13 protein-coding genes are annotated in these 14,695 nt (G+C 59.5%); 5 read left to right on the top strand and 8 right to left on the bottom strand.

Features of this window, described 5'->3' with window-relative positions; translation table 11 throughout:
- Positions 1 to 2 precede the first annotated feature (2 nt).
- Genes Q4577_RS04300 through Q4577_RS04290 form a run of 3 tightly spaced genes read right to left on the bottom strand, consistent with a single transcriptional unit; the run spans position 3 to position 3,759 of the window.
- Complete coding sequence (locus tag Q4577_RS04300; protein ID WP_303468513.1) at positions 3 to 1,502, bottom strand: aldehyde dehydrogenase family protein; 1,500 nt, start codon at positions 1,500 to 1,502, stop codon at positions 3 to 5.
- Between the two features lie 30 nt (positions 1,503 to 1,532).
- Positions 1,533 to 2,714: a pyridoxal phosphate-dependent aminotransferase gene (locus Q4577_RS04295; RefSeq protein ID WP_303468514.1), complete on the bottom strand. Its 1,182-nt coding sequence runs from the start codon at positions 2,712 to 2,714 to the stop codon at positions 1,533 to 1,535.
- The gene (locus tag Q4577_RS04290; RefSeq protein WP_303468515.1) at positions 2,707 to 3,759 is read right to left on the bottom strand and encodes a saccharopine dehydrogenase C-terminal domain-containing protein; all 1,053 of its coding nucleotides are present in this window, start codon (positions 3,757 to 3,759) and stop codon (positions 2,707 to 2,709) included. Before Q4577_RS04290 ends, Q4577_RS04295 begins: the two co-directional genes overlap by 8 nt.
- A gap of 101 nt (positions 3,760 to 3,860) precedes the next feature.
- On the opposite strand from Q4577_RS04290, the gene Q4577_RS04285 reads away from it, so the two are divergent.
- Positions 3,861 to 4,754 (top strand): LysR substrate-binding domain-containing protein, encoded by an 894-nt coding sequence (locus Q4577_RS04285; protein WP_303468516.1) that lies wholly within the window; start codon positions 3,861 to 3,863, stop codon positions 4,752 to 4,754.
- Here the strand turns inward: Q4577_RS04285 and Q4577_RS04280 are convergent.
- Positions 4,751 to 5,239 carry an Lrp/AsnC family transcriptional regulator gene (locus Q4577_RS04280; RefSeq protein ID WP_303468517.1) on the bottom strand — a complete coding sequence of 163 codons (489 nt, stop codon included), beginning with the start codon at positions 5,237 to 5,239 and terminating at the stop codon, positions 4,751 to 4,753. The genes Q4577_RS04285 and Q4577_RS04280 overlap by 4 nt on opposite strands.
- A gap of 101 nt (positions 5,240 to 5,340) precedes the next feature.
- On the opposite strand from Q4577_RS04280, the gene Q4577_RS04275 reads away from it, so the two are divergent.
- Positions 5,341 to 6,255, top strand: a complete 915-nt coding sequence (locus Q4577_RS04275; protein ID WP_303468518.1) for a LysR substrate-binding domain-containing protein — start codon at positions 5,341 to 5,343, stop codon at positions 6,253 to 6,255.
- 6 nt (positions 6,256 to 6,261) lie between these two features.
- Here the strand turns inward: Q4577_RS04275 and Q4577_RS04270 are convergent, their stop codons facing one another.
- From Q4577_RS04270 to bla, 3 genes are all read right to left on the bottom strand, one after another.
- Positions 6,262 to 7,530, bottom strand: coding sequence for an FAD-binding oxidoreductase (locus Q4577_RS04270; RefSeq protein ID WP_303468519.1), 1,269 nt, complete (start codon positions 7,528 to 7,530; stop codon positions 6,262 to 6,264).
- A 29-nt stretch (positions 7,531 to 7,559) separates the two neighbouring features.
- Positions 7,560 to 9,314 carry a thiamine pyrophosphate-binding protein gene (locus tag Q4577_RS04265; protein WP_303468521.1) on the bottom strand — a complete coding sequence of 585 codons (1,755 nt, stop codon included), beginning with the start codon at positions 9,312 to 9,314 and terminating at the stop codon, positions 7,560 to 7,562.
- A gap of 309 nt (positions 9,315 to 9,623) precedes the next feature.
- Positions 9,624 to 10,505: a class A beta-lactamase gene (bla, locus tag Q4577_RS04260; protein ID WP_303468522.1), complete on the bottom strand. Its 882-nt coding sequence runs from the start codon at positions 10,503 to 10,505 to the stop codon at positions 9,624 to 9,626.
- 136 nt (positions 10,506 to 10,641) lie between these two features.
- Here bla and Q4577_RS04255 point away from each other — a divergent pair, with 136 nt between their 5' ends.
- Positions 10,642 to 11,526 carry a LysR family transcriptional regulator gene (locus Q4577_RS04255; RefSeq protein ID WP_303468524.1) on the top strand — a complete coding sequence of 295 codons (885 nt, stop codon included), beginning with the start codon at positions 10,642 to 10,644 and terminating at the stop codon, positions 11,524 to 11,526.
- A gap of 15 nt (positions 11,527 to 11,541) precedes the next feature.
- Here the strand turns inward: Q4577_RS04255 and Q4577_RS04250 are convergent, their stop codons facing one another.
- A complete protein-coding gene (locus tag Q4577_RS04250; RefSeq protein ID WP_303468525.1) occupies positions 11,542 to 12,273 on the bottom strand; it encodes a GntR family transcriptional regulator in 732 nt (243 codons plus the stop codon).
- Positions 12,274 to 12,409: 136 nt separating this feature from the next.
- Between Q4577_RS04250 and Q4577_RS04245 the strand changes: the two genes are divergently transcribed.
- Positions 12,410 to 13,441: a transporter substrate-binding domain-containing protein gene (locus tag Q4577_RS04245; RefSeq protein ID WP_303468526.1), complete on the top strand. Its 1,032-nt coding sequence runs from the start codon at positions 12,410 to 12,412 to the stop codon at positions 13,439 to 13,441.
- Between the two features lie 84 nt (positions 13,442 to 13,525).
- Positions 13,526 to 14,692 (top strand): amino acid ABC transporter permease, encoded by a 1,167-nt coding sequence (locus Q4577_RS04240; RefSeq protein WP_303468527.1) that lies wholly within the window; start codon positions 13,526 to 13,528, stop codon positions 14,690 to 14,692.
- Positions 14,693 to 14,695: the final 3 nt, after the last annotated feature.

The raw sequence follows: 14,695 nt of genomic DNA, 5'->3' as shown, positions 1-14,695 counted from the left end.
CTTCAGATGTCGAAAGACACGCCCTGCGCCAGGGGCAGCGCGGCGGAATAGTTTACGGTTGATGTTTGGCGGCGCATGTAACCCTTCCATGCGTCAGAGCCACTTTCGCGGCCGCCCCCGGTTTCTTTTTCACCGCCGAATGCACCGCCGATTTCCGCACCGGATGGTCCGATGTTGACGTTTGCAATGCCACAGTCAGACCCAACCGCCGACAGGAAGGTTTCCGCCTCGCGCAGGTTCAAAGTGAAGATGCAGGACGACAGCCCCTGTGGAACGTCGTTCTGGATGTGGATCGCTTCGTCCAGCGTGTCATATTCCATAACATACAGAATTGGCACGAAAGTTTCGGTCTTTACGGTGTCCGTCTGGCCCGGCATTTCAACCAGCGCCGGGGCCACATAGGCGCCTGCCGGCACCCCGTCGGTCACGGCCTCGCCGCCATGTACGATGCCGCCTTCGGCTTTTGCGGCTTGCAGGGCGGATTGCATCGCTGCAAGCGCACCTTGATCCACCAAGGGGCCGATCAGGGTGCCGTTGCCGCGCGGGTCACCGACCGGAAGGCTTGCATAGGCAGATTTCAGCTTTTCAACCAAATCGGCCTTGATGGATTTATGCACAATCAAACGCCGCAATGTGGTGCACCGCTGCCCCGCGGTCCCGACTGCGGAAAAGACGATGCCGCGCACAGCCATGTCCAGATCGGCGGATGGTGCAACGATCATCGCGTTGTTTCCGCCCAGCTCAAGGATCGAACGCCCCCAGCGGGCCGCAACCTTTGGACCGACAATGGCCCCCATGCGTGTTGACCCAGTGGCCGACAAAACGGGCACATCCCGCGACTCGACCAGCGCCGCCCCGACATCGGCACCACCGATCACCACCTGCACCAAATCGCGCGGCGCATCATCGCCAAACCGCGCAACCGCACGTTCAAAGATTTTCGCACAGGCCAACGCCGTCAGCGGAGTTTTTTCCGACGGTTTCCAGATCACCGGATCGCCACACACCAGCGCCAGTGCCGTGTTCCAGCACCACACAGCAACGGGAAAGTTGAACGCAGAAATAACGCCCACCGGCCCCATCGGATGCCAGGTTTCCGTCATCTTGTGACCGGGCCGCTCCGAGGCAATCGTCAAACCATAAAGCTGGCGCGACTGACCCACGGCAAAGTCACAGATATCAATCATCTCCTGCACTTCGCCCAGACCTTCGGACGTGATTTTGCCCGCCTCCAGCGTGACAAGCGCCCCAAGCGCGTCTTTTGCATCGCGCAGCTCTTCGCCCAGCAACCGCACCAGTTCGCCACGGCGTGGGGCGGGAACCTTGCGCCATGCCTTGAACGCATCTTGTGATTTGGCGATGATCGCGGCCATGTCAGCGGCCGGCGTTTCAACCAATTGCGCAACTTCGGCGGCATCAATCGGCGAGGTCACCCGCAGCGTGCCGCCGGTCAGCTCTGCGTCGGTAAAGCCAAGGTTTTTCAGTACGGTAGCGTGATCCATTTTCAGGTCTCCAATTTTTCTCTTACGGCGTCAGCCGAGCGTGGAAAGGGCGTCTGCGATGCGCGACAGCCCCGTGTTCAAATCGTCGAGGGAATAGGCGAACGAGATACGGACATGGCCAGGCAGGCCAAAGGCCGATCCCGGAACAATGGCAACTTTTGCGGTCTTCAAGATCCAGTCACAGGCCGCGCCGCAGGTGGCAAAACCACCTTTGGCCATCAACCCCTCGATATTGGGGAAGACATAGAATGCGCCGTCGGGTTCCGGGCATGTGATGCCAGCCATTGCATTCAGCCCCCCGACCATCAATTGACGTCGGCAGTCAAACAGCGCCAGCCGTTCGGCCAACACGGCGCGGTCCCCACGCAATGCCGCCAGGGCCGCGGCCTGTGCAATCGAACATGTTCCCGACGTGACCTGTCCCTGCACCGCTGCCATCGCGGCGACAAGCGGCGCCGGGCCGACGCCCCAACCAATGCGCCAACCTGTCATCGCCCATGCTTTGGATACGCCAGACACAATCAACGTCCGATCTGCCAGCTCAGGTGCCGCCGATGCAAAGCTCGTAAACGGAACATAGCTCAGATGTTCATAGATTTCATCGGTCAAGACCCAGACATGCGGATGGTGTTCAAGCACCGCGGCCAGAGCCCTGATTTCATCAACCGTATAAATCGCCCCCGTGGGGTTCGACGGCGAGTTCAGCATCAACCAACGGGTTTTGGGGGTGATCGCGCCCGCCAAAGCATCAGGCGAAAGCTTGAATCCTTGCTCCATCGGGCAGGGAATGGTCACCACCGTGCCGCCAGCCATCGAAACGATATCGGAATAAGACGTCCAATAGGGCGCGGGTATCAGGACTTCGTCACCGGCATCCAGCGTCGCAAGCATGGCATTGGCCAACACCTGTTTGGCACCGGTCGAAATGATCACCTGATTGCGCTTCGCCTTGTATTCGCCGGCCACGGCATCGCGAAGCTCATTGGTGCCCGCCGTCGCGGTGTAACCCGTTTGCCCCGCCAACGCCGCGCGGTGCGCGCCTTCGATGACAAAGTCAGGTGTGGGGAAATCGGGCGCACCGGTCGACAGCGACACCACATCCTGCCCCTCGGCCCGCATCTGCGCAGCGGCTTCTGCGATCTGCACAATCTGGGAAATCTCGATCCCGTCGATGCGCGCGGCACGACGAAAAGCCGGGTTTTGATCAAGCATAGCGCGCACCATTGGCTGTCTTGAGGAACGCCGCGAGCGGGATGTCTTCCTGTTTCAGGAAACCTTCCTGCGGCAACACGCCATCACGGACCATTTCGATAACCGCCACAACCGAGGAGGCGGTGGTCCAGGCGATCGCGGTGCGGTGTTTCCCGGCAATGTCGACCGGCTTCAACCCGCGCACAAATTCGCGCCGTTCAAGTCGCCCGTCAATCTCGCCCTCGGCAGAGACATGGATATAAACGATATCGTCGCTGACCGGGGGTTTGGCATTCACAAGGATCTCGCCCGCCTCTTCGCGGCGGTCACGCATCAGCAATTCGTGGAAGAAAAAGTTCATCAGATCAACATGACCCGGATAACGCATGGTCTTGTAATCCATGTTCGGCACGCTGTTGGCATAGGTTTCGCACATCGTGCCAAGACCGCCGGATGTTGTGAACGCCTCAAGCTCGATCCCGCCGATCATGACTTTTTCGATCCACTCCATTGGCGAAACCCATTTGATTTCGCCATTCTCCAGCACCTCGCAATCGTTAAGGTATTCATTCACCACGCCCTCGGGCGACCAGTTGAATGAATAGCCCATCTGCCCTGTCGGGTTCTGCGGCAATGCGCCAACCCGCATCCGGCAGGACCGGCAGCTGTCGAATTGAGAAATCAGATCCGCGCCGACGATGCCGACAAAACCGGGCGCCAGCCCGCATTGCGGCGCCATCAGACCCTTGGATGTTTTGGAAAGCGCAAGGATGGCTTTGGTGGTTGGCACATCTTCGGTCAGATCGAAATAGTTCAACCCCAGATCATGCGCGATCTGTGCGACGCCCGTGTTCAGGAAATACGGCAAGCACGACAAAACCGCGTCCTGCCCCGTCAGGGCCGCGCGCAGAGCATCAAGGTCGGCAACGTCCAGCGATTGGCACTCAAACGGCAACCCCGGGACCGCACGGCTGTCGATGCCGGTGACGGTGAAACCTGAAGCGTGCAAAAGTTCACCAGCCAGCGTGCCGACCTTTCCCAATCCGAGAATTGCGATGGTTTTCATTTTCAGTGCCTCCTTATTTTTGGTGAGCTAACCAAATATGAGATTGACATAAAACTCATGCTTTGTTCATTTTATCATTCATAAAACGAATGATTGGTGCGATGACCTCACAAGACAGATTGCCGTCTCTCGCAGTGTTGCGCTGCTTTGAGGCCGCCGCGAAATACCAAAGCTATACTGCCGCCGCCGAGGTGTTGGGCCTGACCCAGAGCGCGGTCAGCCGACAGGTCAAAGAGCTTGAGGATCATGTGGGAACACCTTTGTTTCGCCGCGAGGGGCGCGGGGTTCGCCTCACCCTTGCGGGTGATGCGCTTTCATCAGAGCTGTCGGACGACCTGGACCGTTTACGCCGCACCATGCACCACGCGATTGCTGCGGGCTCTGGCCCCAAGGTTCTGGCAATTGCCGCCCCCCCGACCTTTGCCGCGCGCTGGATGGTGCCGCGATTGCCAAAGTTTCAGGCCCTGCATTCCGATTTACAACTTGCGATCTACAGCCGCTCGGAACCCTTCGATCTGGTCGCGGAAAAGATTGATATTGCCGTGCATTTCGGCGGTTGGGATTGGCCGGGCACCCAATTGACGCCGCTTTGCCCTGAAAATCTGGTTGCGGTCGCGGCCCCGGCCCTGCTGTCGAAAAACCCCGCCACCACGCCCGCCGAAATTCTGCAACTGCCGCTGCTTCACCTGTCGTCGCGCGCCCATCTCTGGCCGCAGTTCGACGCCACATTGCCCCCCTCCGAAACCACCCGTCAGGGATGTCGCTTTGATCAATTCAGCCTGATGATCGAAGCAACACTTGCCGGCATGGGCGCGGCGATTTTGCCGACCTATCTTATCGAATCCGAACTATCGGATGGGCGTCTGGTCAAACTGGCCTCGGTCAACAGCGACACCAGCCAAAGCTATTTTGTGGCGACACCGCTGGGCCAGACATCACCAATCGCAAACGCATTCACCGGCTGGCTTCGCAAACAGGTGGTCAATCGCGCCTAACACGCCAGCGACAATGTCCGCACCGGCGCGACGTCGGTCACCGTGTTGCACGAGAATTTGTTGGCAAGAACGATGGTTGTGCTGATGTTGCGGATACCCGGGATTTCGGCCAGCTCCTCGATCAGGGCATCAATGTCCTCGGCACAGGGCGCATGTGCGGTGCACATCATGTCGTATTGCCCGCTGATGGAAACGCATTGTTTGATTTCGGGATATTGGCGCAGTGTTTGAATGATCTGGCGGCGTTTCACCCGATCACATTCCAACGACACAAAAGCCTGGGTTTCCTGCCCGTCTTCGGTGCGGCAGACCACCGCCGTATACCCAAGAATAACACCTTCAAGTTCAAGCCGTGCAATCCGTTCGGTGATTGTGGAACGCGCAACGCCAAGCCTGCGCGAAATCTCGGATGTTGAAAGCCGCGCATCCTCTTGCAAGATCGCGATCAGATTGCGGTCAATGGAATCCCGATTGAGATGTTGCATGCTGGTCCCCTGATTTTTGCGAAACTATTGATGTCTCTACCGTTACTCGGATCTCTTCATGCGAAAAGTGTTGAATAATATGTTTATCATGACCAATATTCATGATGAGACGTTTTATCCCCTCCCTTTCCGCGCTGTCCGCCTTTGAAGCGGCAGCAACCTATCGCAGTTTCACCCGCGCCGCCGAAAACCTCGGGATGACGCAAAGCGGTGTCAGCCGACAGGTAAGCCAGCTGGAAAAACACCTTGGAATCAAGGTGTTTGAACGTATCGGACCGCGGCTGGTTCTGACGGATGCGGGGCGGAATTATGTTGCGGATGTCACGCGAATTCTGGACGATCTAGAAGAAGCCTCGATCGACATTGTGCGCGGCAGCAGCACACGCGATTCATTAAAGATCGGCGTGCAGGACAGCCTGGCGAGCCGCTGGCTCACGCCTAAAATTCAGGCATTCATCAATCGGTTCCCGGATATCAACTTTACCATTGTCCCGATCAGCGACGACCGCGACCTCGAATCGCAGGACATTGATGTTGCGGTCCTGCGCGGGCGCGGTGCATGGGATGATGCCCATGCCTATCACCTGATGAGCGAGGCCGTGGCCGTCGTCGCCGCCCCCAGTCTGGTCCCGACCGGCAGCACCGTCAGCCCCGACAGCTATGCCTCTTATCCGCTAATCCAGAACGCCCACCGCCCCGACAGCTGGCTGCGCTGGATCGACGCCAAGGGATTGCGCCGCGCGGACACGATTTCAGGCCCGCGTTTCGCGCAGACCAGCATGGTCATCGAAGCGGCGCGCGCCGGTGTCGGGCTTGCCGTTGTCCCGACGCTGATGGTGCAGGATCACATTGCATCCGGGGACCTGCACATGCCCATGGGCAGCCCCGTGGCCAGTGGCCTAAGCTATTTTGTGGTGTATCCGCTCAAGCTTGGTGTTTCGAAACCTGTGCTGGATTTTCGCGACTGGATTCAATCCGTGGCCCGCAAGGAGGCCCCGCAGGTCGACCCGGATTGATGGCGTTTACGCCCGCCGAATATAGCGTTCGGGGCGAAACGGCGTCGCGTCGATGCAACTGGGCCGGCCCATCAGAATATCCGCCAGCATCAGCCCCGTGCCCGACCCCGACATAAAGCCGATATGTTGATGCCCGATGCCCAATGCCACGCGCCGCGACCCCGGTGCCATGCCGATGGCCGGGCGGCTGTCGGGAAATGTTGGCCGACTGCCAAGCCAGGTCTGGTCATCAACGCGCTCTCCAAGATCAATCGCCGCCCGCGCCGCGCGCTCTGCCTGACTGATTTGATCGGTGTTCTGGGGGGCGTGATTGTCCGCCAGTTCCACACCGGACGTCAGCCGAAGCCCGGCCTGCATCGGGGCCAGCACAAACCCCGCCGAAGCATCGCAGATCGGGCGGTTCAAACCCAGGGCATTGACCCCTGCGGTGCGCCCGGTGAAATGACGGTGATAGCCGCGTTCGAATGCCATGCGCACGCGATACCCCATGTTGGACAAAAATGTTTTCGCCCATGGGCCACAACACACCGCCAGCTGATCTGACGCAAGTGTCGCCCCGTCGGCCAAAGTCAGAACAACCCCGTCATCGGATTCCGCCATGGTCGTGGCCTCGCCCAGAACCAACCGGCCCCCGGCGGCTGTAAATGCACGGGCATAGGCCGCAACAATCGCGCCCGGATTATTGACCGAATAACTGCCCTTGATCCAAACCGCCTTGGCATAGATCGGCTTCAGATCCGGCTCCAGATCTGCCAGCGCTGCGGGGCTCAGCGCCTCAAACGGAACGCCGTGACGCGCCATCAAAGCGCGGTTCGCCCCCGCCCCATCAAACCCTTTTTCATTGCGATACAGGAACATCCAACCCTGATCCGACAAATGATCCTGAAGCCCGAATTCCTGCATCAGTTTCAGATGCGATCCGATGGACAATGTGATCAGATCATTCAGGGCCTTTGCCGTGTCTTCACATTTCGAAGCGCGGGCATTGGTCAAAAATTGCAAGGCCCAAGCCAGGTTGCGCGCGACAAACATCGGGTCATACCGCAACGCGGTGCTTTTGTTGCCAATCAATTTCGGCAGGTTCGACCACAGGCCGGGATTGTTGATCGGGATCAATGAGGATCGCGCCAAAACCCCGGCATTGCCAAAGGACGTTTCCTGCCCCGGTGCCTTGCGGTCCACCAGCGTGACCCTGACCCCACGGCGCTGCAATTCCAGCGCCGTGCAAACCCCGACCATGCCCGCCCCGAGGACTGTCACCTTTTGCTCGGTCATCGCTCCGCTCCTAAAACAGGCATCCGGGATTAAAGAAACGCAACGTCTTTGGCCTCAAGGTTCAGCGGGTCTTCGCCCTTTTTGCTCAGCCAAGAGTAGACAGGCGGAACACGATCCGCGATGGATTCAACGTGCACATCAATAAAGCACGGCCCTTTGCGCCATTTGAACGCCTCTGCCAAGGCAAGATCGAGATCGCCCGCCGATTTGGCCGTCCAGGCCTTCATGTCAAACGCCTCGGCGATGGCCTGTCCGCGGGGCGGCGTGAAATCGACGCCAAAACACTGGTTGTGCCCTTTCAACCGGTGAAGCCCCTTGATCCACCCGAAATGACCGTTATTGAACAGGATGAGGATGGCCGGAATTTGCAACCGCACCAGCGTCTCCAACTCGCCCACGGTCATCCCGAAAGACCCGTCGCCAAACATGCCGATCGGTCGCTTCGTCGGCTCCGCGCGCCATGCCCCGACCGTGGCCGGAAGCGCCGAGCCCAATCCGCCAAACGCCCGCGGAATTGCAAACCGAGTGGCCGGGTCATTGATTTTCAGGAACCGGGTCATATGCGGCGTCGGCGTGCCGGCATCCGAATAGATCAACGCAGCCTGGCCAGAGGCCTCAAGCGCCTCGTTGAAACACCGCACGGCGCGTTCCGGCCGCAACGGCGTGCTTTCATTGTTCAAGAGCGCTTGCGCATTGTCCCAGAAATTGCCGCGCAACGTGTTGAGATGCGCAATCCATGGCGCGTGTTTTGCGCCATCGAACCCATCGGGCACCGCATCCAGAAGATCGCGCAGCACCAGCTTGGCATCGCCTGCAATCGACATCACATTTTCATAGTTGTTCGCCATGATATCGGGGTTGATATCAATCTGCGCGACCCGTTTGCTCAGCGTGATCTTGGGGAATGTCCAGCCAATCGTCACCACCGACCCCATGCGCGACCCAACGAACAACACAAAGTCGCTTTCTTCCATTGACCGGTTCGCATGTGGGTGGAACCCGTTGTCGCCGATCACGCCAATCGACAATTCATGATCGTCCGGCATGGTCCCCTGCCCCGTCATCGTGGTGCAGACCGGGATGTTCATCCGCTCGGCAACGGCAAGGATATCATCACCGGCACAGGCGCGGATGACCCCGCCGCCGGACACGATCAATGGCTTTTCCGCCCGCTCCAGGGCCTCGATCAACCCTTCGACCAAACCGGGGGCCGGTCGTGTCGGGAACGCGGGAAAGGTTTTGCAGTCTTCTTCGATGTGCAGAGATACCTTTTCAAGATCAACCTCCGCGAGAAGCATGTCCTCGGGGATCTGCAAATGCACCGCACCCGGCCTCCCGGAACAGGCAACACGGAAAGCGCGGCGAATGATCTCGGGCAGCTTTTCGGCGGATTTGACCTGAACCGACAGTTTGGTGACAGGCTCAAACAGTTTCGCGCAATCCAATTCCGTCAACACGCCGCGCCCTTCCCCCGGCAGCGGGATATCAATCGTCAACAAGATGACCGGAACGCTCGATGCATTGGATTCGGCAATCGGCGGCAAGGAATACATCGCGCCCGCCCCCGACGGGCATTCAACCACGCCCGGACGATCAGTGAACCGCCCATAGGCATCCGCCATATACCCCGCCGACCGTTCATCCCGTGCCATCACATGGGTGATGTCCTCTTCATGCATCTGAAGCGATTCATAGAACGGAACATTGGTATCCCCGGGCACGCCGAAAACCGTATCCACACCATAGCCGATAAGCATCTTGACCAAAATATCTGCGCCGTTCACGAGCCTGTCCTCCAACGAATTCCTTGTTGCCCCCTTGATATCCCTCGCCGTCTTGGGCGGACACGCTCAGATTGACGACATCGGGCGGCATTTCCGTCGAACTGTCGGGACAGGAATGCAATTGATTGGGGGGGCCGATATTCGCGGCGCAAAGCCGTCGGAAAACGACAAAAATCCGACCGCTGGGGGCCGGCCTCAAGCCTGCAAAAACCGGCCCTCAGGGTCGCGGGGGATCAGGGGTGAACGATGCTTTGGCGACAGGTCGGTTTTGCGACCGGGGCGCTTGGGCGCGCCCCGGCCAGTATCACATCACTCGCCGATAACGCCGATGACGGCACGCCCGACGTCCTGCAATGCGGCGTTGCGTGTCGCAAATGTCGCGTCCATGTCCGAAAGAAACAGGGTGACAATCCAGGGCGCGCGGCCCCGTGGCGTCACGACAGCAACCAGATTGCGGGTGTGGCTGCCGCTGCCCGACTTGTCGAGGATCTGCCAATCCGCCGGCGCCTCGGCCCGCAGCAATTGCGCGGTCACGCCGCCGTGGCTCATCCAATCTGCCAGCGTCTTGCGCGACTTCGCCGACAGCGCGTCACCCATCAGCAGGGTCTGCAATGTCTGAGCAAAGGCCGCCGGCGTCGTGGTGTCACGCGGATCGCCGATGGCAAAGCGGTTCAACTCCGGCTCGCGCCGGTCAAGCCTGCTTTCCATATCGCCGACGCTGCGAAAGAATTGCGTTATCGCTTTCGGCCCGCCCAATTCCTCGATCAGCAGATTTGCAGCGGTGTTGTCGCTCTTGTCGATTGTCGCCAGACAAAGCTCTGCAATCGTCATCCGCCCACCGATACGCTGTTTGGTCACGGGCGCATAGGACATGATATCGCCCTGCCTGATCTCCAGCTTTTTGGACAGCGACAGGGTTCCGGCATCGACCCGCGCCAGCACAGCCCCGCAAAGGGGCGCCTTGATCGTGCTGTTCATCAGAAACCGCTCGTCCTGCCTGTGCGACCATCTGAAATCCGAACCTGTGTCGATCAGTGAAATACCGACCCGGCCATCAAATCTGGCTTCGATCTGGTCGACGGTATGTTCCAGCGCCGCGACGGCGGATTGCGCAAGGCTGGTGGTGGCCATGGACAAGCCAAGGGCGATCCCTGCCGTTGCGCGCGACAAGGTAGTGAGACGGATCTGCATCAGATGTTCCTTTGTTGTGCGACACATTACGCTGACGGGATCTTCATCAGGTGATGTCATGGCCCGCTTATATTTCGCCTTGATTGGGCGCATCAAATGACAAATCTTATAGCATGCCATTAGCTGAGGTATTGCCATGGACCGCCCCGACCTGCCGCTGAACGCCCTGCGCGTGTTCGAGGTTGCCACACGGCAGGGCAGTTTTACCAAGGCCGCAATCGAACTGCGGGTCACCCAGGCCGCTGTCAGCCATCAAATCGCACGTCTGGAGGATCTGCTGGGGTTCACATTGTTCGTGCGGACCCCACAGGGGTTGGTGCCGACAGATGAGGGCCGTCTGCTTTTTCCTGTGCTTGAGCATGGTTTTGACGCGATGGCGCGGGTGCTCGACAGCCTCGGCGGGCGGCGCGACATCGAGGTGCTCAAGGTCGGGGTGAACACGACCTTTGCACTGGGCTGGCTGATGCCACGGCTGGCCGCCTTCCGCCGGGCCCACCCCGAAATTGATCTGCGGATCTCGACCAACAACAACCGGGTCGAGATCCTGCGCGAAGGGTTGGACATGGCCATCCGATTTGGCGCTGGCGGCTGGTCGGGTCATGAAACCATCAGCCTGATGGATGCGCCGCTCTCGCCAATCTGCGCACCAGAGCTGGCAACCCGCCTTCTGCATCCGGCGGATCTTGGTCAAATGACGCTGTTGCGCAGTTATCGCAGTGCCGAATGGCCCGGATGGTTTGCCGCCGCCGGCCTGTCCTGTCCGCCGGTGTCCGGGCCGGTGCTGGACAGTTCAATCGCCCTTGCGGAACTGGCGGCCTCTGGTGCCGGCGCGGCGCTTCTTCCTGTCTCGATGTTCGATCACTACATCACACAGGGCAGGCTGGCACAGCCCTTTGGCATTACCGTATCGGCGGGGCGCTATTTTCTTGCATGGCCGTCGGATCGCCCCGCAAGCCGGGCGATGAACGCATTTTCAAGATGGCTGTCCGGCCAAAGCCCAGACGACAACGGGCCAACCTGACCTGACCGGCGCAGGCTACGTCTCAAACGTCGAAAAATCGAAATCTTCGAGATACTGCGCCTTCATGAAATTCGTGAACCGGTCGTGGAACTGGCGGGTATGTTCGTGCGCCAGCCGATCTGCCAGCGCCACATCCTGTGCTTCGATCGCCTTGATCATGTCAAAATGTTCGGACTGAAGCAGCTGGTCCGTGGTCGAGGACTGCAAATAGTCAAAATGCATGTGCAGAATGCGTCGCCCCTCGTCCAGCAATTGCCCATAACTTTTGGCGAAATACGGGTTCTTGCCCCCCGCCGCGACGGCCATGTGGAAGGCCTTGTTGGTCTCTGACATCCGCAGATGATCATTGGCGTCACACGCGGCGTCGAACGCCCGGGCCGTTTCCTGCATCATCTTGATATCTGCGCCGGTGCGGTGCTTTGCGGCAAGGCGGGTGTTGATCCGTTGCAGGGCATCCAGCGCTTCAACGTAACGTGGAAATTCGGCAAGATTGATGGGCGCCACCAGGGTCGAGCGGTTGGACAGCGTTTCCGCAAGACCATCTGCTGTCAACCTGACCAGCGCCTCGCGGATCGGCGAGCGGGACATGGCGAATCTCTGCGCCAAAACGGTTTCTTCCAGCACGGCCCCGGGCGCCAGTTCCAGCGTCAGAATTTCACGCTTGAGCGTTTCATAAACGAATTTCGCGCCGCCCCCCTTGGCCTGCTTCGGGGTCGCTGTCCCGGGATTTGGTTTGGTTGCAGGCATTTGGCGCGGATCTCTCGGCTTTATTCGTCGGTATCTTCGTAGCGTCTTTTGCCGCCTTCTACAAAATGTATTGACATGTCGTCACCGTGTCGACAAGAAATAAGTCGACACGGTGACGACACAGGGAGGAAACAGAATGACCAAAACGATGAAAATGCTGATCGCAGGGGCCGCACTGATGGCGGCCGCCCAGACCGCGCAGGCCGAAAGCCGTCTGAACGTGGTGCTGGAGCGTGGTTCGCTTTTGTGCAGTGGCCACAACGGCAGCTTTCTTGGGTTTGCCGAAGTGGACGACAAAGGCACCTGGAAAGGGGTCGATATCGACCTGTGCCGCGCTCTGGCGGCTGGTCTTTTTGGCACATCCAAAGGCCATCTGGAGATCGTGCCGATCAGCTGGGCCCAGCGTTGGCCGGCCCTGCAATCGGGTGACATCGACGTCGTGATCAAGGTTTCGGGCTGGACCCAAAGCCGCGATACCGAACTAAACCTCGCCTTCAGCCGCCCCTATTTCATCGGCGCCTTCCAGACCATGGCGCATGCCTCGCTGGGCGCTGAAACCATGGCCGACCTGAGCGGCGGCACGCTTTGTGTGGCCGCAGGCACCTCGACCGAACGTTCCGCCGCGGCCTATCTTGAGGCCAAGGGCATCGAGGTCGAGCTTCTGACCTTTGAAAACGGGGACGAGTTGCGCAACGCCTATTACGAAGGCCGCTGCGACGGTCAGGTCGAATGGGCCCCCAGCCTGGCTGCTGGCCGTGTGGATGCGCCCAATGGGGCCGAAAACCATGTCATCCTGCCCGACGTGATTGATCTGGAGGGCGAAGGCATCATCGTGCCCGAAGGCGACCCCGACTGGCTGGACGTCCAGAACTGGATGCTGTCGTCGCTTTGGTTCGCCGAGGCAAACGGCATCACCTCTGAAAACGTCGATCAGATCCGCGCCAACCCGCCGACCGCAACAATCGAGAAATTTCTCGGCGTGACGCCGGGGTATGGCGCGCGTTTGGGCGTGTCGGATGACTGGGCCTACAACATGATCAAGGAGGTCGGCAATTTCGCCGAAATCTATGATCGCAACATCGGCAGGAACTCTCCCTACAACCTGCCGCGTGGCGTGAATGCCCTTTATTCGGACGGTGGGGTCTTCTTCCCGATGATCATCGACTGATCTTCCCCCCGGTGTGGGTGGCAGACAAAGCGCGTCTGTCACCCGCGTTTTCCTTCACGCAGTTTCCGTCAGGAGAGCCGCTTCATGTCCGCGATCCTCAAAAACAAACGCGTCCGCAACAACGGGTATCAACTGGCCTTTGTCGGCTCGATCCTGTTGATGATTGTGGTGTTCGTCACCACGGCCCGCACCAACCTCGAAGCTCAGGGTCTGACCTCGGGGTTTGATTTTCTGCACCAATCCACCGGCTGGCGCATCAGCTTTTCGCTGATCGACTACAGCACCTCATCGCCCTATTGGAAGGCGATCCTGGTCGGCGTGTTGAATTCGCTGTTTCTGGGCGCGATTGCCCTGCCTGTTGCGACCGTTCTGGGCATCACTGTGGGGGTGATGCGGACCTCGGGCAATGGCATGGCAGAGCTGATCGGCACCACATTTGTCGAAATTTTCCGCAACATCCCGCTGATCCTGCAACTGCTGTTCTGGTACACCTTGCTGCTGACGCTGCCGTCGCCGCGCGAAGCCGCGCAATTGTTTGGCGGCGTGGTCTTTACCGGGCGCGGCATCTACGTTCCGGGGCTGAACGTGACCGGCGGCTCTGTGTGTGTGTCGGCATTGATTGTCCTCTGCACCTGCGGCGCGGCGCTTTTCCTGCGCTCAAAACGCTGGTCACAGATCGACGGATCACAGGCCGTGCGCGAACGTCGCATGTTGACCGCCGTGGCGGGTGTCGCCGCCGTGGCCGCCCTGTGGCTGGGCCGTATTCCAGAGACATCGCTGATCAGCATTCCGGTGCAAAAGGGCCTGAACTACCAACAGGGTATCCGCATCTCGCCCGAATTGATGGCCTGTGTCATTGCCATATCCATCTACGGCGCCGGCTATATCGCCGAAATCACCCGCGCCGGATTCAACGCCATTCCAAAAGGCCAGAGCGAGGCAGGCCATGCCCTTGGGCTGACCGGCTGGCAGATTTTCAGCCGCCTGCGCCTGCCGCTGGCGCTTCGCATCGTGATGCCGACCCTGATCAACCAGTTCGTCTGGCTGTTCAAGGCGACGACCATCGGGATCGCCATCAGCTTCACCGACTTCTTCATGGTTGTGTCGACCGCCATCAACCAGAGCGGCCAGACGCTGGAGCTGATCGGCATCCTGATGGGGGGCTTTTTGATCATCAACTACGCGATCGCCTGGGTGCTGAACCGCGTCAATGACGCGATCAAGCTCAAGGGCACCCAACTGAGGATCTGAGGC

This window comes from Marinovum sp. 2_MG-2023, from assembly GCF_030548265.1.
Classification (GTDB): domain Bacteria; phylum Pseudomonadota; class Alphaproteobacteria; order Rhodobacterales; family Rhodobacteraceae; genus Marinovum.
This window is presented reverse-complemented; position numbering and strand designations above follow the sequence as displayed.